The sequence below is a fragment of the Blastomonas sp. genome (assembly GCF_030373265.1).
Classification (GTDB): Bacteria; Pseudomonadota; Alphaproteobacteria; order Sphingomonadales; family Sphingomonadaceae; genus Blastomonas.
On sequence record NZ_JAUCZC010000002.1, the window covers coordinates 1 to 20,820 of the forward strand.

General features: G+C 65.1%; 19 protein-coding genes. 12 read left to right on the top strand and 7 right to left on the bottom strand.

The features are described 5' to 3' along the window. The 4 genes from QUV11_RS01135 to QUV11_RS01145 all read left to right on the top strand — a co-directional run. Positions 1-518: ribonucleotide-diphosphate reductase subunit beta (locus tag QUV11_RS01135; RefSeq protein ID WP_300880061.1), on the top strand; the 518-nt coding region annotated here is incomplete at its 5' end. Positions 519-527: 9 nt separating this feature from the next. Continuing rightward, a complete protein-coding gene (locus tag QUV11_RS17160; protein WP_367279827.1) occupies positions 528-806 on the top strand; it encodes a BrnT family toxin in 279 nt (92 codons plus the stop codon). Then, a complete protein-coding gene (locus QUV11_RS01140) occupies positions 766-990 on the top strand; it encodes a hypothetical protein (protein ID WP_300880062.1) in 225 nt (74 codons plus the stop codon). The genes QUV11_RS17160 and QUV11_RS01140 overlap by 41 nt, the downstream gene beginning before the upstream one ends. Positions 991-1,252: 262 nt before the next feature. Then, on the top strand, positions 1,253-4,600 hold the full coding sequence (locus tag QUV11_RS01145) for a PAS domain-containing hybrid sensor histidine kinase/response regulator (RefSeq protein ID WP_300880063.1): 3,348 nt from the start codon (positions 1,253-1,255) through the stop codon (positions 4,598-4,600). A gap of 6 nt (positions 4,601-4,606) precedes the next feature. On the opposite strand, the gene QUV11_RS01150 is transcribed toward QUV11_RS01145, so the two are convergent. Both QUV11_RS01150 and acs read right to left on the bottom strand, forming a co-directional pair. Continuing rightward, on the bottom strand, positions 4,607-5,227 hold the full coding sequence (locus QUV11_RS01150; protein WP_300880309.1) for a response regulator transcription factor: 621 nt from the start codon (positions 5,225-5,227) through the stop codon (positions 4,607-4,609). Next, positions 5,224-7,179 carry an acetate--CoA ligase gene (gene acs / locus QUV11_RS01155; RefSeq protein WP_300880064.1) on the bottom strand — a complete coding sequence of 652 codons (1,956 nt, stop codon included), beginning with the start codon at positions 7,177-7,179 and terminating at the stop codon, positions 5,224-5,226. Before acs ends, QUV11_RS01150 begins: the two co-directional genes overlap by 4 nt. A 197-nt stretch (positions 7,180-7,376) precedes the next feature. Between acs and QUV11_RS01160 the strand changes: the two genes are divergently transcribed. Then, a complete protein-coding gene (locus QUV11_RS01160) occupies positions 7,377-8,789 on the top strand; it encodes a DcaP family trimeric outer membrane transporter (protein ID WP_300880065.1) in 1,413 nt (470 codons plus the stop codon). Between the two features lie 24 nt (positions 8,790-8,813). After that, positions 8,814-10,484 (top strand): MFS transporter, encoded by a 1,671-nt coding sequence (locus QUV11_RS01165; protein ID WP_300880066.1) that lies wholly within the window; start codon positions 8,814-8,816, stop codon positions 10,482-10,484. Positions 10,485-10,565: 81 nt separating this feature from the next. Here the strand turns inward: QUV11_RS01165 and queA are convergent, their stop codons facing one another. The 5 genes from queA to QUV11_RS01190 all read right to left on the bottom strand — a co-directional run bounded on the left by queA (position 10,566) and on the right by QUV11_RS01190 (position 14,534). After that, entirely contained in the window at positions 10,566-11,597 is a 1,032-nt protein-coding gene (gene queA, locus QUV11_RS01170) for a tRNA preQ1(34) S-adenosylmethionine ribosyltransferase-isomerase QueA (protein ID WP_289618278.1), read from the bottom strand. Between the two features lie 131 nt (positions 11,598-11,728). Continuing rightward, the gene (locus tag QUV11_RS01175; RefSeq protein WP_300880310.1) at positions 11,729-12,322 is read right to left on the bottom strand and encodes a peptidylprolyl isomerase; all 594 of its coding nucleotides are present in this window, start codon (positions 12,320-12,322) and stop codon (positions 11,729-11,731) included. Positions 12,323-12,774: 452 nt separating this feature from the next. Then, positions 12,775-13,284: a pantetheine-phosphate adenylyltransferase gene (gene coaD, locus QUV11_RS01180; RefSeq protein ID WP_300880068.1), complete on the bottom strand. Its 510-nt coding sequence runs from the start codon at positions 13,282-13,284 to the stop codon at positions 12,775-12,777. Positions 13,285-13,308: 24 nt separating this feature from the next. Continuing rightward, a complete protein-coding gene (locus QUV11_RS01185) occupies positions 13,309-14,214 on the bottom strand; it encodes a polyprenyl synthetase family protein (protein WP_300880069.1) in 906 nt (301 codons plus the stop codon). Positions 14,215-14,285: 71 nt separating this feature from the next. Continuing rightward, the gene (locus tag QUV11_RS01190; RefSeq protein ID WP_300880070.1) at positions 14,286-14,534 is read right to left on the bottom strand and encodes an exodeoxyribonuclease VII small subunit; all 249 of its coding nucleotides are present in this window, start codon (positions 14,532-14,534) and stop codon (positions 14,286-14,288) included. A 97-nt stretch (positions 14,535-14,631) separates the two neighbouring features. Between QUV11_RS01190 and QUV11_RS01195 the strand changes: the two genes are divergently transcribed. From QUV11_RS01195 to pgl, 6 genes are all read left to right on the top strand, one after another. After that, positions 14,632-14,886, top strand: a complete 255-nt coding sequence (locus QUV11_RS01195; RefSeq protein WP_300880071.1) for a type II toxin-antitoxin system prevent-host-death family antitoxin — start codon at positions 14,632-14,634, stop codon at positions 14,884-14,886. After that, entirely contained in the window at positions 14,886-15,149 is a 264-nt protein-coding gene (locus QUV11_RS01200; protein ID WP_300880072.1) for a type II toxin-antitoxin system VapC family toxin, read from the top strand. The genes QUV11_RS01195 and QUV11_RS01200 overlap by 1 nt, the downstream gene beginning before the upstream one ends. A gap of 206 nt (positions 15,150-15,355) precedes the next feature. Then, positions 15,356-17,581 carry a phosphoribosylformylglycinamidine synthase subunit PurL gene (gene purL, locus QUV11_RS01205; RefSeq protein WP_300880073.1) on the top strand — a complete coding sequence of 742 codons (2,226 nt, stop codon included), beginning with the start codon at positions 15,356-15,358 and terminating at the stop codon, positions 17,579-17,581. Between the two features lie 37 nt (positions 17,582-17,618). After that, positions 17,619-18,461, top strand: a complete 843-nt coding sequence (locus tag QUV11_RS01210; protein WP_300880074.1) for a S1/P1 nuclease — start codon at positions 17,619-17,621, stop codon at positions 18,459-18,461. Positions 18,462-18,645: 184 nt separating this feature from the next. Then, positions 18,646-20,094: a glucose-6-phosphate dehydrogenase gene (gene zwf, locus QUV11_RS01215; protein ID WP_300880075.1), complete on the top strand. Its 1,449-nt coding sequence runs from the start codon at positions 18,646-18,648 to the stop codon at positions 20,092-20,094. Further along, complete coding sequence (gene pgl, locus QUV11_RS01220; protein ID WP_289618284.1) at positions 20,087-20,791, top strand: 6-phosphogluconolactonase; 705 nt, start codon at positions 20,087-20,089, stop codon at positions 20,789-20,791. Before zwf ends, pgl begins: the two co-directional genes overlap by 8 nt. Positions 20,792-20,820 lie beyond the last annotated feature (29 nt).

The following is a 20,820-nucleotide window of genomic DNA, read 5'->3' on the forward strand; positions in this document are numbered from 1 at the left end:
AGGGCATGGGGCAGATCGTCAGCTGGTCGGTGCGCGACGAAAGCCTGCACTGCGAGGGCATCACCAAGCTGTTCCACGCGTTCTGCGCCGAACGCGACTGCCTGACCAAGGCCGTGAAAGAGGACATCATCGACTGCTGCCAGAAGACGGTGCGGCTCGAAGATGCGTTCATTGATCTCGCCTTCCAGGATGGCCCGGTCCACGGCATGACCGCCAAGGAAATCAAGCGCTACATCCGCTACATCGCCGACTGGCGTCTGGGCCAGCTGGGCTTTGCGCCGGTGTACATGATCGAGGACCACCCGCTGCCGTGGCTCGCGCCGCTGCTCAACGGTGTCGAACACGCCAACTTCTTCGAAACCCGCTCCACCGAATATTCCAAGGGCGCGACCCGCGGCAACTGGAACGACGTGTGGAGCTCGTTCGACAAGCGCCAGAAAAAGGGCGCGGCGAACGAGGTTGCGGTCATCGATGACGGCGAGGACATGTTCAAGCAGGCGGGGATCGCTGCGGAGTGACAACCGACCGTGATCGAGTTTGACTCATTGAAGGATGACGAAAACACCCTGAAACACGGTTTCCCTCTTCGATATGCGGCCTTGTTGTTTGCCGGGCCGTTTATCGAAGAGGAAGACTCCCGCAAGGACTATGGCGGAACTCGGTTCATAGCTTCCGGCCCAATCGAACTGTTTGGCGGGCGTATCTTCGTTGTGGTATACACATGGCGTGATGCAACACGGCGCATCATCAGCTTCAGGAAGGCGAATGACCGAGAAGTCCGAAAATACCGTTCGCATGTCGTATGAAGACGTGTTGGCTGAGGCCAAGGAATGGGCGACGCCCGACCGCCTCGCCGCGCTGGATGCAATTACGGAAGACGATATCGCCCGACAAATTGCTGAAAACCCGGATGTCGCACCAGAACTGACCGACGAATGGTTCGAACGAGCGCGTCTGGTCATTCCCCTGAAAGGTCGCAAGGCAGCCTGAGGCAGTTTCGATGGTTAAGCTCTTATGCTGCCTACCATTGCGCGACCCGCAAGCGTTTTCCCGCGCCTTTATCGACAACGGCGCGCTGGCATGGCCCAATGGCCTGGAGCTTGCGTCGTGGACGCTGCATCGAGAGATGGAGTCAGCGGGACTTCTTTCCGAAGCCGCTTGACCTCCCCTCAGGAATAAGTTGCACCCCTCCCGCCCGCTCCCCTAACCTCCCGCTCTGGCGCTTGCGCCTTTGGGGGATGGACACACCAACATGAGCCTGCCGTCGGCGGCATTGTTCGGGCTTGCGATGATCGCGCTGCTGTTTGCGGTGGCGGCGGTGGTGGAGGGGCGTGCGGGGCTGGCGGTGCGGCGGCCGTGGCTGCGGCATGGCGCCTACACGCTGGCGCTGGGCGTCTATTGCTCGAGCTGGACCTTTTATGGCGCGGTGGGCAGCATCGTGCGCGATGGCTGGCAGTATCTGCCGATCTATCTCGCGCCGATCTGCCTGTTGCTGGGCGCGCCGCGCTTCTTGCGGCGGCTGGCGCAAGCCGTCGCCGAGGAGCAGGCGACCACCGTCTCCGATTTCATCGCGGCGCGCTTCGGCCATGATGGCGGCGTGGCGCGGCTGGTCACGCTGATCGCCTTGGTCGGCACCATCCCCTATGTCGCGCTGCAGTTCCGCTCGATCGGCAGCGCGCTCGCCTTTGCCTCGGGACAGCCGATATCCGATGCGACAATGATCGGCGCTGCCGCGCTGCTGGCGCTGTTCGCGATCCTGTTCGGCGCGCGGCGGTACGAACTGGCCGGGCGCAGCGAGGGGCTGGTCTATGCGATCGGGCTCGAATCGGTGATCAAGATCGTCGCGCTGACTGTGGTGGCGGGGGTCGCGGTGATGCTGCTGGTCCGCGCCGAGCCTGCCGCAGTGACCGGTGGCATGGCGCGGCTTGCCGACAACTTTCAGCCCGAACGCCTCTCGGTCGACTTCGGCGTCATCTTCCTGATCTCGATCATGGCAATCATCGCGCTGCCCCGGCAGTTCTATATGGGGCTCGTCGAGGCGCAGGAACCCGGCTCGCTCGATCGCGCGCGCTTCGGCCTCGCCGCATACCTCGCCGTCATGGCGCTGATGGCGCTGCCGATCGCGCTGGCGGGTGCCAGCCTGATGCAGCCGGGCGCGGGGTCGGACCTGTACGTGCTGCAGGTGCCGACAATGGCGGGCGGCGGCTGGGTGCTGGTGCTGGCGCTGGTCGGCGGGATCAGCGCGGCGGCATCGATGGTGATCGTCGATTCGACCGCGCTGGCGACGATGGTTTCCAACGACCTGATCTTCCCCGCTTTGCTGCGCGCCCGGCGCTCCGATGCGCCCGAGGGTGCGCTGGGCAAAAGGATGCTGCAGGTGCGGCGGCTGTCGATCCTGGGCATCGTGGTCGCGGCGCTGGCCTGGGCGCTGGTGATCCCGGCGCAGAACAGCCTGGCGTCGATCGGGCTGATCGCCTTCGCGGCGATGGCGCAGTTCACCCCGCACCTGATCCTGGCGACGCGGGCGAGCGGGCGCGATGCGCTGGCGGCACGGGTGAGCCTGAGCATCGGCTTTGCGCTGTGGCTCTACACGCTGGCGCTGCCGCCGATCCTGCCCGATGTGGTGGCGGAGGCGCTGCGCGGCAGCCTGCTCGATCCGCTGCGATTGTTCGGCATCGGCAACGCCTCGCCGCTGGTGCATGGCGTTGCGTGGAGCCTGGGGTGCAACCTGCTCGCCTATAGCGCGGTCGCCGCGCGCAAGGTGCAGACCCCGCCGTTGCCGTGGCAGCTGCGCGGGCAGCAGAAGATCAGCGATCTCGATGACCTCGCCCGGCTGACCGCGAGCTTCGTCGGGCAGGAGCGCGCGCGCGCCGAGTTTCCCGATGCTGCCCCCGGCGTGCCGATCACCCGCGCGGCGGCGCAGCGCGCGCGCGATCTGATCGCCCGCGTGGTCGGCGCATCGTCGGCGCGGGCGCTGGTGGCATCGGCGCTGGCGGGCAGCCAGATGAGCCTTGCCGATGTCACCCGGCTGCTCGGCGAGCGCGGCCAGTCGCTGCGCTTCTCGCGCGAGTTGTTGGCGGCGACCTTCGAGCATGTCGATGCCGGGATCAGCGTGGTCGATGCCGAGATGAACCTGGTCGCGTGGAACAGCCAGTATCTCGACATCTTCGGCTATCCCCCCGGGCTGGTGCGCGTCGGCACGCCGATCGCCGATCTGATCCGCTACAACGCGCGGCTGGGCGATTTCGGATCGGAAGACATCGAGCACCATATCCGCAAGCGCTTGAACCATATGCGGCGCGGCCAGCCGCACAGCTTCGAGCGGCAGCGCGAGGATGGCCGGGTGATCAAGACCGTCGGCGGCCCGATGCCCGGCGGAGGCTATGTCACCAGCTTCACCGATATCAGCGACGAGGCGATGGTGCGCGACGAGCTGGAGCGGACGTTGGCGCAGCTCGAGCATCGGGTTGCCGAGCGCACCGGCGAATTGAGCGCGGCCAACCGCCAGCTTGCCGAGGCAACGCGCGACAAGACGCGATTCCTCGCCGCCGCCAGCCACGATCTGCTCCAGCCGCTGCACGCTGCGCGGCTGTTCACCGCAGCCCTCGCGCGTGATGCCGAGCCTTCGACGCAGATGCTGGCGGGCCGGGTCGACAGCGCGATCAGCGCCGCCGATGGCCTGATCCGCGCGCTGCTCGACATCAGCCGGCTCGATGCAGGAGGGGTGGAGCCGAGCCCCGAGCCGGTGGCGCTCGAACCTTTCCTCACCGATCTGGCGCACAGCTTCCTGCCGATGGCCGACGCGAAGGGATTGAAACTGTGCATTGGCGCGCTGCCCGGCCAGGTCCACACCGATCCGGGGCTGCTGCGGTCTGTCCTGCAGAACTTCCTCTCCAATGCGCTGCGCTATACGCAGGGCGGCGGCGTGCTGATCGGCAGCCGGCGGCGCGGCGACCGGGTGCGGATCGATGTCTACGACACCGGCGTCGGGATCGCGCCCGAGCAGATCGACAGCATCTTCACCGAGTTCACCCGGTTGGGCGCAGTCGAGGCCGATGGGCTTGGGTTGGGGCTCGCGCTCGCCGAGCGGATCGCGCGGCTGCTGGGCGGCGAGATTTCGGTACGTTCGATGCCCGGCAAGGGCAGCCGGTTCAGCCTGTCATTGCCCTTGAGCGCGTCGCAGACGCCAACGGCGACACGTGCCCACACCGTTCCGACGCACAGCCCGGCGCGTCCGCTGCATGTGCTGGTGATCGACAACGATCCGATGATCGTCGAGGGCACGCTGTCGATGCTGGGAAGCCTGGGACACCGGGCGACGGGCGCTGCCGATCCTGCGCAAGCGCTGGTGGCACACGGGCCGTTCGATGCGGCTCTGGTTGACTTCCACCTCGGGACTGCGACCGACGGGCTGGCGTTGATCGCAGCGTTGCGGCTGCAGCCCCCCGGCCTGCCCGCAGCCCTGGTCACCGCGCAAGGCTCGCCCGATCTGGTGCGACGCGCGGGTGCATCGGGGGTTCAGGTGATCGCCAAGCCCGCGGCGTCGGCGGACATTACCGGATTTCTGGCGGAGGCAGCGGGACTACCGACCCCCGGCTGACCGGCTTCAATGCCTGAGGTTGAGCCCCAGCGAGCGGGCGACCAGCGCGGCCTGGGTGCGGTTCTGCACGCCGAGCTTGCGCATGATCACGGTCATATGCGCCTTCACCGTCGCCTCGCTCATCGCCAGGTCGTGCGCGATCTGCTTGTTGAGCTTGCCGTCGAGCACCTCGAGCAGGACCTTGAGCTGGGTCGGGGTGAGCGAGGCGATCTCCTGCTGCACCTCTTCCTGCGGTCCTGAAGCTGCAGGCTTGCCAGGCCGTCCCCCCAACGCCCGCGCGATGGCCTGTTCGATAGCGTCAAGGTCGCTGTCCTTGGAGAGGAAGCCCACCGCGCCCAGCTGCCGCGCCTCGTCCGCGACGCCTGCGCCTTCGGCGCTCGAGACGACCAGGATCGGCACTTCGGGGCGTTCGGCGTGGAGCAACGCAATGCCCGAATAGCCGACCGCGCCGGGCATCTTGAGATCGAGCAGGATCAGGCGCAACCCTTCGGCCGTACTCGCCGCACGCGCGGCAGCGGCGAGCGTGCCGGATTCCAGGATCTGCGCCTGCGGAGCGACCCGTGTCACGGCGAGCACCAAAGCCTGCCGGAACAGCGGGTGGTCATCCGCGATCAGGATCGTTTCTATGTCGCTTCTGCCGGTTGGGGTCTCTCGGCGACAAGATGATCGACAACCGAAGGATCGGCAAGCGTCGATGTGTCCCCCAGATTGCTGAGGTCGTTCTCGCCAATCTTGCGCAGAATGCGGCGCATGATCTTGCCCGAGCGGGTCTTGGGCAAAGCGGGCGTGAACTGGATGATGTCGGGGGTGGCGATCGGCCCGATCTCTCGGCGCACCCATTGCACCAGCTCGCGGCGCAGCGCCTCGTCGGGCTCGACCTCGACATTGGTGGTGACGAAGGCGTAGATGCCCTGGCCCTTCACGTCGTGCGGCATGCCGACCACGGCGGCTTCGGCCACCTTGGGGTGCGCGACCAGAGCGCTCTCGATCTCGGCGGTGCCCATGCGATGCCCCGAGACGTTGATGACATCGTCGATGCGACCGGTGATCCAGTAATAGCCATCCCCGTCGCGCCTGCAGCCATCGCCGGTGAAATACAGCCCCTTGAAGGTGGTGAAATAGGTCTGGAAGAACCGGTCGTGATCGCCCCATACGGTGCGCATCTGGCCGGGCCAGCTGCCGGCGATGGCAAGGCAGCCCTCGCCCGCGCCCTCGATCACCGCGCCCTCGGGGGTGAGCAGCAGCGGCTTGACCCCGAACATCGGCTTTGCTGCAGAACCGGGCTTGAGCGCGTGCGCGCCGGGCAGCGGCGTCATCATGCACGCGCCGGTCTCGGTCTGCCACCAGGTATCGACGATCGGGCAGCGCCCCTCGCCGACCACGCGGTGATACCATTCCCACGCTTCGGGGTTGATCGGTTCGCCCACCGAACCCAGCAGGCGCAACGACTTGCGGCTGGTCCTTGTCACCCAGTCATCGCCCTCGCGCATCAGCGCGCGCAGAGCCGTGGGTGCGCCGTAGAAGATCTCGACGCCGAACTTGTCGACGATCTGCCAGAAGCGCGAGGCATCGGGCCAAGTCGGCACACCCTCGAACATCACCGTGGTCGCGCCCATCATCAGCGGGGCATAGACGACATAGCTGTGCCCGGTGACCCAGCCGACATCGGCGGCGCACCAGTAGATCTGGCCGGGGCGGTAATCGAACACATATTGGAAGGTCATCGCCGCCCACACCGCATAGCCGCCGGTGGTGTGCAGCACGCCCTTGGGCTTGCCGGTCGAGCCCGAGGTATAGAGGATGAACAGCGGGTCTTCCGCACCCATTTCCTCTGCCGGGCAGTCGGCGGGTTGCGCGGCGACGCCCGCTGCCCAATCGACATCGCGGCCCTCGACCATCGACACGTCTGCGCCGGTGCGCTGGAGCACGATGACCGCGTCCACGCCGCTTTGGTGCAGGCCGAGCGCGGCATCGACATTGGCCTTGAGCGGCACGCGCTTGCCCGCGCGCAGACCTTCGTCGGCGGTAACGACGATGCGGCTGTCGCAGTCCTGGATGCGGCCAGCCAGCGCCTCGGGTGAGAAGCCTGCGAACACCACCGAGTGGATCGCGCCGATCCGTGCGCAGGCGAGCATTGCTACTGCGGCTTCGGGCACCATCGGCAGGTACAAGGTCACCCGCTCGCCCTTGCGCACATTATGCGCCTTGAGCAGATTGGCAAAGCGGCACACCTGCTCGTGCAGCTGCCGATAGGTGATGGAGCGGCTGGCTTCGTCGGGGCTGTCGGGCTCCCACAGGATCGCGACCGCATCGCCGCGTTCGGCCAGGTGCCGGTCGAGGCAGTTGGCGGCAAGGTTGAGCGTGCCGTCAGCGAACCAGGTGATACCGAAGTCGGCCTCGTCGAAGCTCGATTCGCTCACTTTGGAGAACGGCCTGATCCAGTCGAGCCGCGCGGCTTCCTCGCGCCAAAAGGAATCGGGGTCGTCGAGCGAAAGACGGTAGCGTTCGTCATAGACCGATGCGGTGATCAGCGCATTGTCCGCCCAGTCTGCGGGCACGGGATAGATGCTGTCGGCCATGTCGTCTCTCTCCTGTGTGTCGATCGGGCGCGTCTTGGGCGCTTTGCTGGCGGCAACGATAGCCCGGTGGATGCGCTGCGGGACCTTAGACAAAGGTCGTAGGCCTACGACCATCGTCCAGGTGGCGGGCGGCCCGCTTTGAGCAAACACTGCACGCACAACCGGGAACAACCCGGACTGCGTGACAGGAGGGTGAGATGCCAAGGGCCGGACACTCGTTATGGCTGATGTTGCTGGGAGCGAGCGCGCTGGTCGCGCCGCAGACCGCTTTTGCGCAGAGCGCCAATATCCAAAGCAATCGCGAACAGGTGCTGGAAGAGCGGCTGTTGAGGCTGGAGGCGGAGATGGCCGCGCTGCGCGCCGATCTGGGCGCCGCACGCAGCCAGCAGGCCGAGACCGCTGCCGCCGCCAGTCAGGCCGCTGCGCGCAGTGAAGAGACCGCAACCAAGCTCGCCACGCTGGAGAGCCGCCCCACCGCCCCTGCCGAGGGCTTCCGCGTCGGCGGCACCACCTTCCGGCTGGGCGGTTTCGTCAAGGCGGTGGCCAGCGCGACGCGGTTCGACGACGGCATGCTGGCGGGTGGATCGCTGGGCAAGGAATTCTACTTGCCGCAGCAGATCCCGGTTGGTGGCACCGCGACCCGCGATTTCATGGCCAATGCGCGTCAGACGCGGCTGTCCTTCACCAGTTCAACGCCGGTCGGCGGCAAGGAACTGAAGAGCAATATCGAATTCGACTTTGCGCTGGCGACCGCGCCGCCGGGCGCGCAGCGCGCCACCAACGCCTATACGCCGACATTGCGCCGCGCCTTCCTGACCTATGACCGGTTCCTGATCGGGCAGGAATGGACCACGTTCCAGAACCCCGCGCTGCTGCCCGAAAGCACCGATTTCGTGGGGCCGCTGGAGGGCACCGTGTTCGTCCGGCAGATGATCGCGCAATACCGGCAACCGCTGGGCACGGGGCTCGACCTGTATCTGGCGCTCGAAAATCCGCAGACCGAAACGGTCAACACCACCAGTGCCGCGCTGGCCGACAACGATCAGGACCGCATTCCCGATCTGGTCGCCAAGCTGGTCTACAAAAAGCCTGGCCTCGACCTGCATCTGGCCGGGCTGGTGCGCCAGCTCTCGGTGCATGATGGCGGCAGCGGCGACGACGCGCTGGGCTGGGGCGTGTCGGCAGGCGGCAAACTCGTTTTCGGGCCCGATGGTCGCCACGATATCCGCTTCAGCGGCACCTATGGCAACGGCATCGGTCGCTATCTCGGGCTGGGCTATGCCCCCGATGCGGTGTTCGACCGCACTGTGCTGGGCAACCGGCTGCTCAATGTTGACAACATTACAGGTTTTGCCGCGCTCAAGCTGGGCTGGACAAGCAACCTGCGGTCGACCTTTGCCGCCGGATATCAGCACGCCGACTATCCCGATGGCATCGTCATTCCGGGGCTGGCCAATGTGTCGGCCTACAGCCTGGCCGCCAATCTGTTCTGGTCGCCGGTCAAAAATCTCGACATCGGCATTGAGGTTCGCCACGCCGGCCGCGAGGTGGCGAACGGTCTGAAAGGGCAGATGGACCGGTTCGAGATGGCAGCGAAATACACGTTCTGAAGACACCAACAAGGAGTGGGGATGATGGCGACAGTACCTGAGGATGCGCTACCAAAGCATCACAAGGCAACCCAGGGGGAGAAGATGGTCATCGCCGCTTCGTCCTTGGGCACGGTGTTCGAATGGTATGATTTCTACCTGTACGGCCTGTTGGCGACGTACATTTCGGTGCAATTCTTCTCGGGCGTCAACGAAACCACCGGGTTCATCTTTGCGCTCGCCGCCTTTGCCGCAGGCTTTGCGGTGCGGCCCTTCGGTGCGCTCGTGTTCGGGCGGATCGGCGATATCGTCGGTCGCAAGAACACCTTCCTGGTCACCATGGGCATCATGGGGCTTTCGACCTTCGCGGTCGGACTACTCCCCAGCTATGCCTCGATCGGGGTTGCCGCGCCGGTCATCCTCGTCGCTCTGAGGCTCGCACAGGGCCTTGCGCTCGGCGGCGAATATGGCGGCGCGGCCACCTATGTCGCCGAGCACGCGCCTGAAGGAAAGCGCGGGCTCTACACCAGCTGGATCCAGACAACGGCCACCTTCGGGCTGTTCGCAGCCCTTCTGGTGGTCATCGGCATCCGCTATGCCCTGGGCGAAGAAGCCTTTGCCGCATGGGGCTGGCGCCTGCCGTTCCTGATCTCGATCTTTCTGCTGGGCATCTCGATGTGGATCCGCCTGCAGCTCAACGAGAGCCCGGTCTTCCAGAAGATGAAGGACGAAGGCACCACGTCGAAGGCTCCGCTGACCGAGGCGTTCGCCCGCTGGGGCAATCTGCGCTGGGTGATCATCGCGCTGGTCGGTGCGGTGATGGGCCAGGCGGTGGTCTGGTATGCTGGCCAGTTCTATGCCTTGTTCTTCCTCGAAAAAACCCTGCGGGTCGATGGGGCGACGTCCAACATCCTGATCGCGATCGCGCTGGCTCTGGCCACGCCGTTCTTCGTGTTCTTCGGCTGGCTGTCGGACAAGATCGGTCGCAAGCCGATCATCCTGGGCGGCTGCGCGCTGGCGGCGGTGCTGTACTTCCCGCTGTTCGGTGCGCTGACCCAGGCTGCCAACCCGGCACTGGCCGAGGCGCAGGCAGCGGCCCCGGTCACCATCACCGCCGACAACGAGCAATGCTCGTTCCAGTTCGATCCCATCGGCAAGAACACCTTCGACACCACAAGCTGCGACATTGCCAAGACCTATCTGGCCAAGGCCGGCGTGGGCTATGAGAATGTCGAGGCTGCTCCCGGCGCGGTGGCGACGGTCAGCATTGGTGACAAGGTGTTCACGGCTCCCAACCCGGGCTCGCTCGATCCCGCTGCCAAACCCGCCGCGATCAAGGCGTTCCAGGACGACATGAAGGCGGAGCTGGTTGCAGTCGGCTATCCCGAAAAGGCAGACAATGCCCGCATCGACAAGGTGGCCGTGGTGGCGATCCTGTGGGCGCTGGCGATGCTGGTGACGATGGTTTACGGGCCGATCGCTGCGATGCTGGTGGAACTCTTCCCCAGCCGCATCCGCTACACGTCGATGTCGCTGCCCTATCACATCGGCAACGGCTGGTTCGGCGGCTTCCTGCCCACCACCGCGTTCGCGATGGTCGCGGCCACCGGCAACATCTATTACGGTCTGTGGTACCCGGTGGTGATCGCAGCGGCGACGGTGGTGATCGGACTGATCTTCCTGCCCGAAACCTTCCGCCGCAACATCGACGACTGAGCCGCATCACCTCAATGGCCCTCCGGCCAGCAACGCCCCGCCCTTACCGGCGGGGCGTTTTTTTGTGCGGCACCTCCGGCATCAGCGCAGCAAAAGCGACGAATCCCCATAGGAATAGAAGCGATAGCCCTGCGCGATCGCATGGGCGTAAGCCGCTTTCATAACATCGAGCCCCATCAGCGCCGAGACCAGCATGAACAGTGTCGAGCGCGGAAGGTGGAAGTTGGTCATCAGCCCGTCGACGCCCCTGAAGCGATAGCCCGGGGTGATGAAGATCGCGGTGTCGCCTTCGAACGGCGCGATCGTGCCATCCTCGCGCGCTGCGCTTTCGATCAGCCGCAGCACCGTCGTGCCCACCGCCACCACGCGGTTGCCCCGCGCGCGCACAGCGTTGAGCCGCTCCGCTGTCGCTGTATCAATGCAGCCCCATTCGGCGTGCATCTGATGATCGGCGGTGTCGTCCGCCTTGACCGGGAGGAAAGTGCCCGCGCCGACATGGAGCGTCAGCGTCGCATGCTCGACCCCCCTGATGGCAAGTGCGGCCATGAGCTCATCGGTGAAGTGCAGCGACGCGGTCGGTGCCGCGACCGCACCATCCTTCTGCGCGAAGCGGGTCTGGTAGTCTTCGCGGTCCGCTGCGTCGATTGCCCGCTTGGCGGCGATATAGGGCGGCAGCGGCATATTGCCGGCGCGTTCGAGCAGCACCTCGACAGGCTCGTCGCCCTGAAACGCCAGCGTGATCGATCCATCGGTGCCGCGCGCCTCGACAGTGGCGAAGACATCCGCGCCGAAATCGATGACATCGCCCAGCCGCAGCCGCCGCGAGTTGCGGACGAAGGCCTGCCAGCGGCGCAGATCGATCCGTTTGTGCAGCGTGGCGCCGATCCGCGCCTGTCCGCCCAGTTTCACGCCTTCAAGCTGCGCGGGGATGACGCGGGTGTCGTTGAACACCAGACAATCGCCGGGTTCGAGCAGCCCGGGCAGATCGCGGACATGGGCATCGGACAGGCCGTCGCCGCGCACGCACAGCATCCGGGCCGCATCGCGCGGGCGAACCGGCCGCAAGGCTATCCGTTCGGGAGGGAGCTCGAAATCGAAATCGTCAACGCGCATTGTTCCGTATGCCTGACCTGACCCGTCACCCCCGCGCACGCGGGGGTCCCGCTTTGGCGACTAAGGCTGGGCAATAAGCGGGATTCCCGCTTTCGCGGGAATGACACCGCAATGCAATGGGGCCGTGCCGCTCAATTCGTGATCGGAGCGTTCAGATCGTCGACCGAGATCGCCTGCTCGGCAGGCTGGGCCACCGCCGCATAATTCGGTTCGGGCTTGTTCTGCGTCTTGAGCGAAGCTTGCAGGATGCGGGCCGGCGCCGTGGGCGGTTCGCCGCGCGGAATGGAATCGACAAACTGCATTCCCGAGAAGACACGGCCAAAGTTGGTGTAGCTGTTGTCGAGCGAAAAGCGCGGATAGAAGACGATGAAGAACTGGCTGTTGGCGCTGTTCGGGTCCTGCGCACGCGCCATCGACAGGCTTCCGCGCAGATGCGGGAACTTGTTAAACTCGGCCGCGACATCGGGAAGGTCCGATCCGCCCGTGCCGGTGCCGGTGGGATCGCCCGTCTGCGCCATGAAGCCATCAATCACGCGATGGAAAATGATGCCATCATAAAAACCCTGCCGTGCCAGCGTCTTGACCCGCTCGACATGGTTCGGAGCGATTTCGGGGTACAGCTGGATCGAAACCCGGCCGCCGGTCGACAGGTCGAGAAACAGGATGTTGTCGGGATCGGCCTTGTCGGGCGTGGGAAGCGTCGGGATCGATTCAACAATCGTCACCGCATCGGCAGTGCCGGATTCCTTGGCAGCCTCTTTCGCATCTTCGGAAGCCTCCTCGGCAGCATCGGCATCGGCCGAAGCCTGCTTGGCGGCCGCCTTTTCAGCGGCGCGCGCCTCTTTCTCGCGCTCCTTTTCGAGCTTGGCCGCTTCCTTTTCCTGCTGCTTGCGTGCCTTTTCCTCGGCCTTCGCAGCGTCGCGGGCTGCGCGCTCGGCATCCTTCGCCGTTTGCTCGGTCGGGGCCGCGTCCTGGGCCTGGATGGCAAGCGGAGTCAGCAGCATCGGCACGAAAAGCAGGGCAGCAAGCGATTTCAACATCTTGGGCATAAAAGCGGGAATTCCTGTTCCAGTCAGGCGGGACGGCCGGCAGCGCCGCGTCCCGTTTCGGGCACGGCTATAGCCAAAGCATCTGAGCCTGTCATGAATGAACTTGGGGGACGCGCGCGGCTGTGCGGTCAGTCACCCTTGAGACCGATTTCGCGCACCCGCTTCTCGACATCGATCCGCACCGCATCGGTAACGAAGCGGTTGATCTGCCCGCCATAGCTGGCAATCTCCTTGACCAGCCGCGACGCGATCGGCTGCAACGAGACGTCCGCCATCAGGAACACCGTCTCGATGCGATGGTTGAGCTGCTGGTTCATCCCGGCCATCTGATATTCGTATTCGAAGTCGGCCACCGCGCGCAGCCCGCGCACGATCATGCTGGCGCCCTCGCGCTCGGCAAAGTCCATCAGCAGCGAATTGAACGAGACGACATGGATGGCATCGCCCATATCGGCAGTCTCGCGGCGGACCATCGCCATGCGTTCCTCGACGCTGAACATCGGGTTCTTGGACGGGTTGGTGGTGACGCCCACGACCAGCTTGTCGACCAATTTGGCCCCGCGCCTCAGGATGTCCATATGCCCCAGGGTGATGGGATCGAATGTCCCCGGATAAACGCCTATGCGCATGATGGTCATCCTCTTTTGCGTCGCATTCTGCGGTCAGTTTTCGCGTTCGACGATGTAACGCGCCAGCGCGCGCAGCAGATCGGCCTCGCGACCATGGCTGGCGAGATGACCGATCGCCTGATCGACCAGGAAGAACGCCTGTTCGCGCGCGCGCTCCAGACCCAGCAGCGACAGGAAGGTTTCCTTGCCCGCGGCCGCGTCCTTGTGCAGCGCCTTGCCGGCCAGAGCCTCGTCGCCGGTCTCATCCATGATGTCGTCAGCGATCTGGAAGGCCAGACCGATGTCGCGGGCATAAGCGCGCAACGCGGTGCGCCCCTCGACCGGCACATTGGCAAGGATAGCGCCCATCTCGACCGAGGCCGCGATCAGCGCGCCGGTCTTCAGCCGCTGCAGCTTGGTGACGGTGGGCAGGTCGAACTTGGCCTTTTCGGCCTCGAGGTCCATCATCTGGCCGCCGGCCATTCCGTTAGGGCCGCTCGCTTCAGCCAATGTCATGATCAGTTCGGCACGGATGAACGGATCGGGGTGCGACTGGCTTCCGGCCAGGATCTCGAACGCCAGCGCATGCAGCGAATCGCCTGCCAGAACCGCGACAGCATCGCTGAACGCCTTGTGCACCGTCGGCTTGCCACGGCGCATGTCGTCGTCGTCCATGCAGGGCAGATCGTCGTGGATCAGCGAATAGACATGGATCGCCTCGACCGCGCAGGCGACGCGCACGGCGAGCGAGCGATCGACGTTGAACAGCGCAGCGGTCGCGGTGAGCAGCAGCGGACGCACCCTTTTTCCGCCGCCGATCGCGGCATGGCGCATGGCCTCGTACAGCACTGCGCGCGGATCATCGGGAACGGTCAGAAGCGCATCGAAGCACGCATCGACATCCAGCGATATCTGGCGGAAGGCATCGGCAAGGGCAATATCGCCAATTGCGGTCGTCATCGTCATCAATCCCCCACCCCGGTCGCGTTTCCGGGTTGACCCAGTGGTGTCATCGCGCTGTCTTCAAGTCTTCAGCCCGCATCGAACGGAACGGTTCCCGCCGCGTGACCATCCGCCCCGACACGAATCTTCTCGATCCGCGCCTGCGCGACGTCGAGGCGCTTCTGGCAATGGCTGCGCAACTGATCGCCGCGTTCGTAAAGGCTGATCGATGCATCGAGCGGGACATCGCCCGATTCGAGCTGGCGCACGATCACTTCCAGCTCCTTCAAGGCATCTTCAAACGACAAATCGGCGGCAATGGCAGGGACTTCAGTCATGCGCACAGCTTTGACCGCTGGCCCGCGCGCGGTCAAGGCAGTTGCTGCCGATAGGCGCTTCTTGTAATTTCTCAGCCCTCAAACACGGGAGTTTGTCATGGACGGTTTCAACCTGTCGGACGCCGATAAAAGTCTGAGCGCCTTGGTCGACCGAACCGAGGCGGGCGAGACGATCGACATCCTGCGCGACGGCCGGCTGGTGGCCAAGCTGGTGCCGGTGGAGCCGCCGGTCGACAAGCTCAAGCGGCGTGTGGATATCGAGGCGCTCCGGCGGCATCTTGAACAGATGCCCATGCAGCATCATTCCGCAGGCGAGTTTATCCGTCACATGCGCGATACCGACCGCTATTGATGCAATATCTCGACACGTCTGTGCTGGTTGCGTTGCTCTGCCGCGAGACGAACAGCCAGAACGTGCTGGCATGGTTATATGACCTCGAAGCTGGCAGCGCAGCTATCAGCCAGTGGACCTTGGTAGAGTTCGCCAGTGCTTTGGCGCTGAAGATCAGAATGGGTTCAATCGCCACCTCAGATGCACACAAGGCAAAGACCATGCTGGAGGAAATGCTGGAAGGGACCTTGCAAGTGCTGCCCGCTCACCGAGCCGGACTTTGACGACGCGGCACGTTTCTGCTCAACCTGACACTTGAACCTTCGCGGTCCGGATGCCCTTCACCTGGCGATCGCGGCACGGCTGCGTCTATCTATGGCCACTTTTGACCGGCCTCAGTTTGCTGCCGCGCAACACTTCGGCATAACCGCTGTCACCCCCTGATTTGCCCCCTTCCCCGATCGCGCTCAGCCGCGTAAAGCGCGGGGCCATGAGCGACACCCAGACAGTGCCCGTGGCGGCCATCACCCCGCAGATCGTAGCCGAGCACGGCCTCAAGCCGGACGAATATCAGCGCATCCTCGCCGCATTGGGACGCGAACCCAATCTGGTCGAGCTGGGCATATTCTCGGTGATGTGGTCCGAGCACTGCAGCTACAAGAGCTCGCGCGTGCACCTCAAGACCCTGCCCACCACCGGTCCCCAGGTAATCTGCGGCCCCGGCGAAAATGCCGGCGTGGTCGATATCGGCCCAGGCGCGGACGGCAAGCCCTTGGCTGCGATCTTCAAGATGGAGAGCCATAACCACCCGAGCTACATCGAACCCTATCAGGGTGCGGCGACCGGCGTGGGCGGCATCCTGCGCGATGTGTTCACGATGGGCGCGCGGCCCGTGGCGCTGATGAATGCGCTGCGCTTCGGACGGCCCGATCACCCCAAGATGAAGCATCTGGTGCAGGGCGTGGTCGCGGGAATCGGCGGCTATGGTAACTGCGTCGGCGTGCCCACCGTGGGCGGCGAGACCAATTTCGATCCGGCCTATGACGGCAACATCCTGGTCAACGCGATGGCGGTAGGCATCGCCGAGCAGGACAAGATCTTCTACTCCGCCGCCTCGGGTGCGGGCAACTCGATCGTCTATGTCGGCTCCAAGACCGGGCGCGACGGCATCCACGGCGCGACCATGGCCTCGGCCGAGTTCGGCGAGGACAGCGAGGAAAAGCGCCCCACCGTGCAGGTCGGCGACCCGTTCACCGAAAAGCTGCTGATCGAGGCGTGTCTCGAACTGATGAACTCGGACGCGATCGTCGCGATCCAGGACATGGGCGCTGCGGGCCTGACATCCTCCAGCGTCGAGATGGCGAGCAAGGGCGGCGTGGGCATCGAGCTCGACCTCGACAACGTCCCCCAGCGCGAAACCAACATGACCGCATACGAGATGATGCTGTCGGAGAGCCAGGAGCGCATGCTCATGGTGCTCAAGCCCGGCCGCGAGGATTTTGCCGAAAGCATCTTCCGCAAATGGGAGCTCGATTTCGCCGTCATCGGCCACGTCACCGAAACCGGGCATATGGTGCTCAAGCACAAGGGTGAGACGGTCTGCGACATCCCGCTTGGGCCGCTGGCTGACGATGCGCCCGCCTACAACCGTCCCTATGTCACCACCGCGCCGCCCGCACCGCTGACCAATGTGCCCGAAAGCGCCGATCTGGCGGCCGACCTCACCGCACTGATGGCCTCGCCCGCGCTCGCCAGCCGCAGCTGGATCTGGCAGCAATACGATCACATGGTGATGGCCGATACGGTGCAGATCCCCGGCGGCGACGCCGGCGTGGTGCGCATCCACGGCACCAACCGCGGCCTTGCGATCACCACCGATTGCACCCCGCGCTATTGCTTTGCCGATCCGTTCGAGGGCGGCAAGCAGGCGATCGCCGAATGCTATCGCAACCTGGTCAGCGTCGGCGCGCGGCCACTGGCGACCACCGATTGCATGAACTTCGGCAACCCCGAGCGGCCAGAGATCATGGGCCAGTTCGTCGGCTGCATCGAGGGCATGGGCAAGGCCTGCAAGGCGCTCGACATGCCGATCGTGAGCGGCAATGTCAGCCTCTACAACGAAACCACCGGCCCCGACGGTGTGGCCCGCGCCATCCTGCCGACGCCCGCGATCGGTGCGATCGGCCTGATCGAGGACATCTCGACCATGACGACGCTGGCGTTCAAGGCGGCGGGCGAGGCGATCGTCCTGGTCGGAGGCGGCGAAACGCACGCGCTCGGCCAGTCGCTCTGGCTCGACGTGCTGCATGGCCGCCGCGAGGGCGCGCCTCCGCAGGTGGATTTGAACGCGGAACTGGCAGCCGGCAGCGTCATCGCAGGATTGATCGCTGGCGCCGCCGTCAGCGCGGTGCACGATTGCGCCGATGGCGGACTGGCCGTCGCGATTGCCGAGATGGCGCTGGCCTCGGGCATCGGCGCGGTGCTGGATGCCGAGGGGGATGCAGGCTTCTGGTTCGGCGAGGACCAGGCGCGCTATGTCGTGACGACCGGCGATGCAGATGCGGTGCTGGTTGCCGCGAAGGCGGCGGGTGTCAGCGCCCGGGTGATTGGATCGACCGGAAGCGACGCGATCAGCTTTGCCACGGGCGACCGTGTTGCCGTCGCCGATTTGCGCGAGACAAACCTCGCCTTCTTCAAGGACTGGATGGAAGGCTGAGGCCGCGTCTCAAGCTCAGCCCAGAAGAGTACCCCCCATGCTCACCCGCCTGCTCGTGATCGTCCTGCTCGCCCTGCCCGCCCCTGCTCTGGCGTGGGGCGAATATGGTCACAAGACCATCGCCTCGATCGCCGAAGCGAATATCTCGGCCAAGGCCAGGGCGCGGATGAACGCGCTGTTCCGCGTCGAAAAGCTGCTCGGAACGCCCGATTGCCCGCTGGCCAACATCGGCGATGCCGGCGTGTGGGCGGACTGTATCCGCCGCGATGACCTGCGCTGGGGGCACACCGGGCCCTGGCACTATATCAACATGGACATCTGCAAGCCGTTCGACATCAAGGCGAACTGCCCCAATGGCAACTGCGTCGGCGCGCAGGTCACGCGCAACGAGAAGCTGCTGGCCGACACCAGCCTGCCCACGCACGTCCGGCTCGAGGCTTTGGCCTGGCTGGTCCATGCAATGGGCGACATGCACCAGCCGATGCACGGCGGTGACCGCGGCGATCTGGGCGGCAACCGGGTCAGCGCGGCCTATGGCATCGTCGAAGGCCGGATGAACCTGCACCGGCTGTGGGATACGCCCGTCGCCGAGCGCGCGATCACCCAAGGCGAACCGATGGTGCGCCGCTACACCCCCTCCGAACGCAGCCCGTATCTCACCGGCACGGTCGAGGACTGGGGGCTCGAAAGCTGGAGCATCGCGCGCGACATCGCCTATCCCACCGCGCAGCACGGGCCGGCCTGCGGCCCCGCATTGCAGCCAGGCGAGCGCGCCCGGCACGATGACGAAGACATCGAGACACTGATACCAGTCGTGCGCCAGCAAGTGCTGCGCGCGGGATTGCGCCTCGCCGATGCGCTCGAGCGAGCGCTGGGCTGACCGACCGATTTGCATCAGCACACCCCGGACGAATGATCCCGTCACGCTTCTTGCAATCGTTTGCATAAAATTGCATGCTTTGGACCGGGCAACAGCGGTGGACAGGCAGCCGGGCCAACCTTAACACGGGGCCGCACCGGCCAGCCGCCGATACACGCAGACACTTGAGGGATAGGGAAAACTGATGGCCAATGCGCAATCGCGGACGTTGCTGCTTTTCGGGGCGACCGGCGACCTGTCCAAGCGGATGCTGCTGCCGTCGCTGTTCGTGCTTCACGCTGACGGCCTGATCGCGCCCGATCTCAAGATCATGGGAACCGCCCGCAGCGATCTCGACGATGCCGCCTTTCGCGCGATGGCGGGCGAGGCGCTGGCGCAATTCCTCCCCGAACCGCGCAAGGACGACGCGCTGATCGCCAGCTTCCTCGAGCGGATCAGCTACCAGCCGCTCGATGCCTCGACCATCGAGGGGTTCAGTGACCTTGCCGACCGGCTGGGCGATATCTCGGGCGGCATGTCGATCTTCCTGTCGACCGCGCCGTTTCTGTTCAAACCAACCATCCAGGGCCTGAAATCCGCAGGTCTGGCGGGCGAGATGGTGCGCATCGGCCTCGAAAAGCCCTTGGGCAACGATCTGGCCTCGTCGAAGGCGATCAACGATGCGGTTGCCGAAGCCTTCCCCGAAAGCCGCACGTTCCGGATCGACCATTATCTGGGCAAGGAAACCGTGCAGAACCTGATGGCGCTGCGCTTTGCCAACATGATGTTCGAACCGTTGTGGAACGCCAACGGCATCGAGCATATCCAGATCACCGTTTCGGAGACCGTGGGGCTCGAGGGGCGCCACGGATTCTACAACGACACCGGCGCGCTGCGCGACATGGTGCAGAACCATATGCTGCAACTGCTGGCGCTGATCGCGATGGAACCGCCGGCCGAGTTCGACGCGACCTCGATCCGCGACGAAAAGGTCAAGGTGCTGCGCTCGCTGCGTCCGGTCGCGCCGGCCGAAACCGTGCGCGGGCAATATGGCGCAGGCGCGGTCGGCGGCAAGGCTGTGCATTCCTATGCCGACGATCTGGGCGAGGCATCGGACACCGAAACCTTCGTCGCGATCAAGGCGCATGTCGACAACTGGCGCTGGCAGGGCGTGCCCTTCTACCTGCGCACCGGCAAGCGGCTGGCCGAACGGCGCAGCGAGATCGTCATCCAGTTCAAGCCGGTGCCGCACAACATCTTCGCCCAGCGCGGCGGAAAATTGTCGGCCAACCGTCTGGTGATCCGCCTGCAGCCCGAGGAATATGTCCGGCTGCTGGTGATGGCCAAGGAGCCCGGGCTCGATCGCGGCGGCCTCACCCTGCGCGAGGTCCCGCTCGACCTGTCGCTGACCATGGCGTTTTCCAAGGCGCAACGCCGCATCGCCTATGAGCGTTTGTTGCTCGACCTGATCGATGGCGAGCCGACCCTGTTCGTCCGCCGCGACGAGGTGGAAGCGCAGTGGCGCTGGGTCGATGCCATCCGCAAGACCTGGGCTGAAAACGCGATCGAACCCAAATCATATGGTTCGGGAAGCTGGGGGCCGAGTGCGGCCATCGCGCTGACCGAACGCGACGGAGTAAGCTGGAATGACTGAGATTGAATGGTGGGACTATGACGATGCCGCCGAGATGGCAGGCGCGCTCGCGGGCGACATCGGCTTCATCATCGAGAGCGCAATCGATGCGCGCGGCAGCGCGGTGATCGCCCTGGCCGGGGGCAGCACGCCGCTGGCGGCCTATGCCAAGCTCGCCGAAGCGAAGATCAACTGGAAGAAGGTCACGATCATCCCCACCGACGACCGCATCGTGCCGATGGGCGATGCTTTGTCGAACGTGACGATGCTCGCCAAGACCTTCCTGCCCAAGGGTGCCCGTGTCATCCCGATCATCAGCGAGGCGGCGAGCGACTACAAGGCGTGCGGCAATGCTGCCAATGCCCGTCTGGAAGACTTCCACTGGCCGCTCGACCTGTGCCTGCTGGGCATGGGCGCCGATGGCCACACCGCGTCGATCTTCCCCGGGCCCGATCTGGAAGAGGCGCTGACCGCGCCCGCCGACCGCCGTGCGGTGGGGGTCATGCCCGATCCCATGCCGAAGGACGCACCGGTGGCACGGGTCACCCTGTCGCTGCCCGCGATTGCCTCTGCCCGTGCGTTGATCATCGCCATCACCGGCAAGGACAAGAAGAAGGTGCTCGAAACGGCGATCAGCCAGGCGGACGCATCGGCCTATCCGATCGGCAGGGTGCTGAGCGCCGTCGAACTGCCCGTCGACATTCACTGGGCTGCCTGAGCTCCGGCTCGAAACAACTGGAAGCGAAT

What these genes read in the sequence shown, in the direction of transcription:
- QUV11_RS01140 (WP_300880062.1), top strand. Translation starts at nt 766, where the DNA reads ATGACCGAGAAGTCCGAAAATACCGTTCGCATGTCGTATGAAGACGTG.
- QUV11_RS01145 (WP_300880063.1), top strand. Translation starts at nt 1,253, where the DNA reads ATGAGCCTGCCGTCGGCGGCATTGTTCGGGCTTGCGATGATCGCGCTG.
- acs (WP_300880064.1), bottom strand. Translation starts at nt 7,179, where the DNA reads ATGGCCGACAGCATCTATCCCGTGCCCGCAGACTGGGCGGACAATGCG.
- QUV11_RS01160 (WP_300880065.1), top strand. Translation starts at nt 7,377, where the DNA reads ATGCCAAGGGCCGGACACTCGTTATGGCTGATGTTGCTGGGAGCGAGC.
- QUV11_RS01165 (WP_300880066.1), top strand. Translation starts at nt 8,814, where the DNA reads ATGGCGACAGTACCTGAGGATGCGCTACCAAAGCATCACAAGGCAACC.
- queA (WP_289618278.1), bottom strand. Translation starts at nt 11,597, where the DNA reads ATGCGCGTTGACGATTTCGATTTCGAGCTCCCTCCCGAACGGATAGCC.
- coaD (WP_300880068.1), bottom strand. Translation starts at nt 13,284, where the DNA reads ATGACCATCATGCGCATAGGCGTTTATCCGGGGACATTCGATCCCATC.
- QUV11_RS01185 (WP_300880069.1), bottom strand. Translation starts at nt 14,214, where the DNA reads ATGACGACCGCAATTGGCGATATTGCCCTTGCCGATGCCTTCCGCCAG.
- QUV11_RS01190 (WP_300880070.1), bottom strand. Translation starts at nt 14,534, where the DNA reads ATGACTGAAGTCCCTGCCATTGCCGCCGATTTGTCGTTTGAAGATGCC.
- QUV11_RS01195 (WP_300880071.1), top strand. Translation starts at nt 14,632, where the DNA reads ATGGACGGTTTCAACCTGTCGGACGCCGATAAAAGTCTGAGCGCCTTG.
- QUV11_RS01200 (WP_300880072.1), top strand. Translation starts at nt 14,886, where the DNA reads ATGCAATATCTCGACACGTCTGTGCTGGTTGCGTTGCTCTGCCGCGAG.
- purL (WP_300880073.1), top strand. Translation starts at nt 15,356, where the DNA reads ATGAGCGACACCCAGACAGTGCCCGTGGCGGCCATCACCCCGCAGATC.
- QUV11_RS01210 (WP_300880074.1), top strand. Translation starts at nt 17,619, where the DNA reads ATGCTCACCCGCCTGCTCGTGATCGTCCTGCTCGCCCTGCCCGCCCCT.
- zwf (WP_300880075.1), top strand. Translation starts at nt 18,646, where the DNA reads ATGGCCAATGCGCAATCGCGGACGTTGCTGCTTTTCGGGGCGACCGGC.
- pgl (WP_289618284.1), top strand. Translation starts at nt 20,087, where the DNA reads ATGACTGAGATTGAATGGTGGGACTATGACGATGCCGCCGAGATGGCA.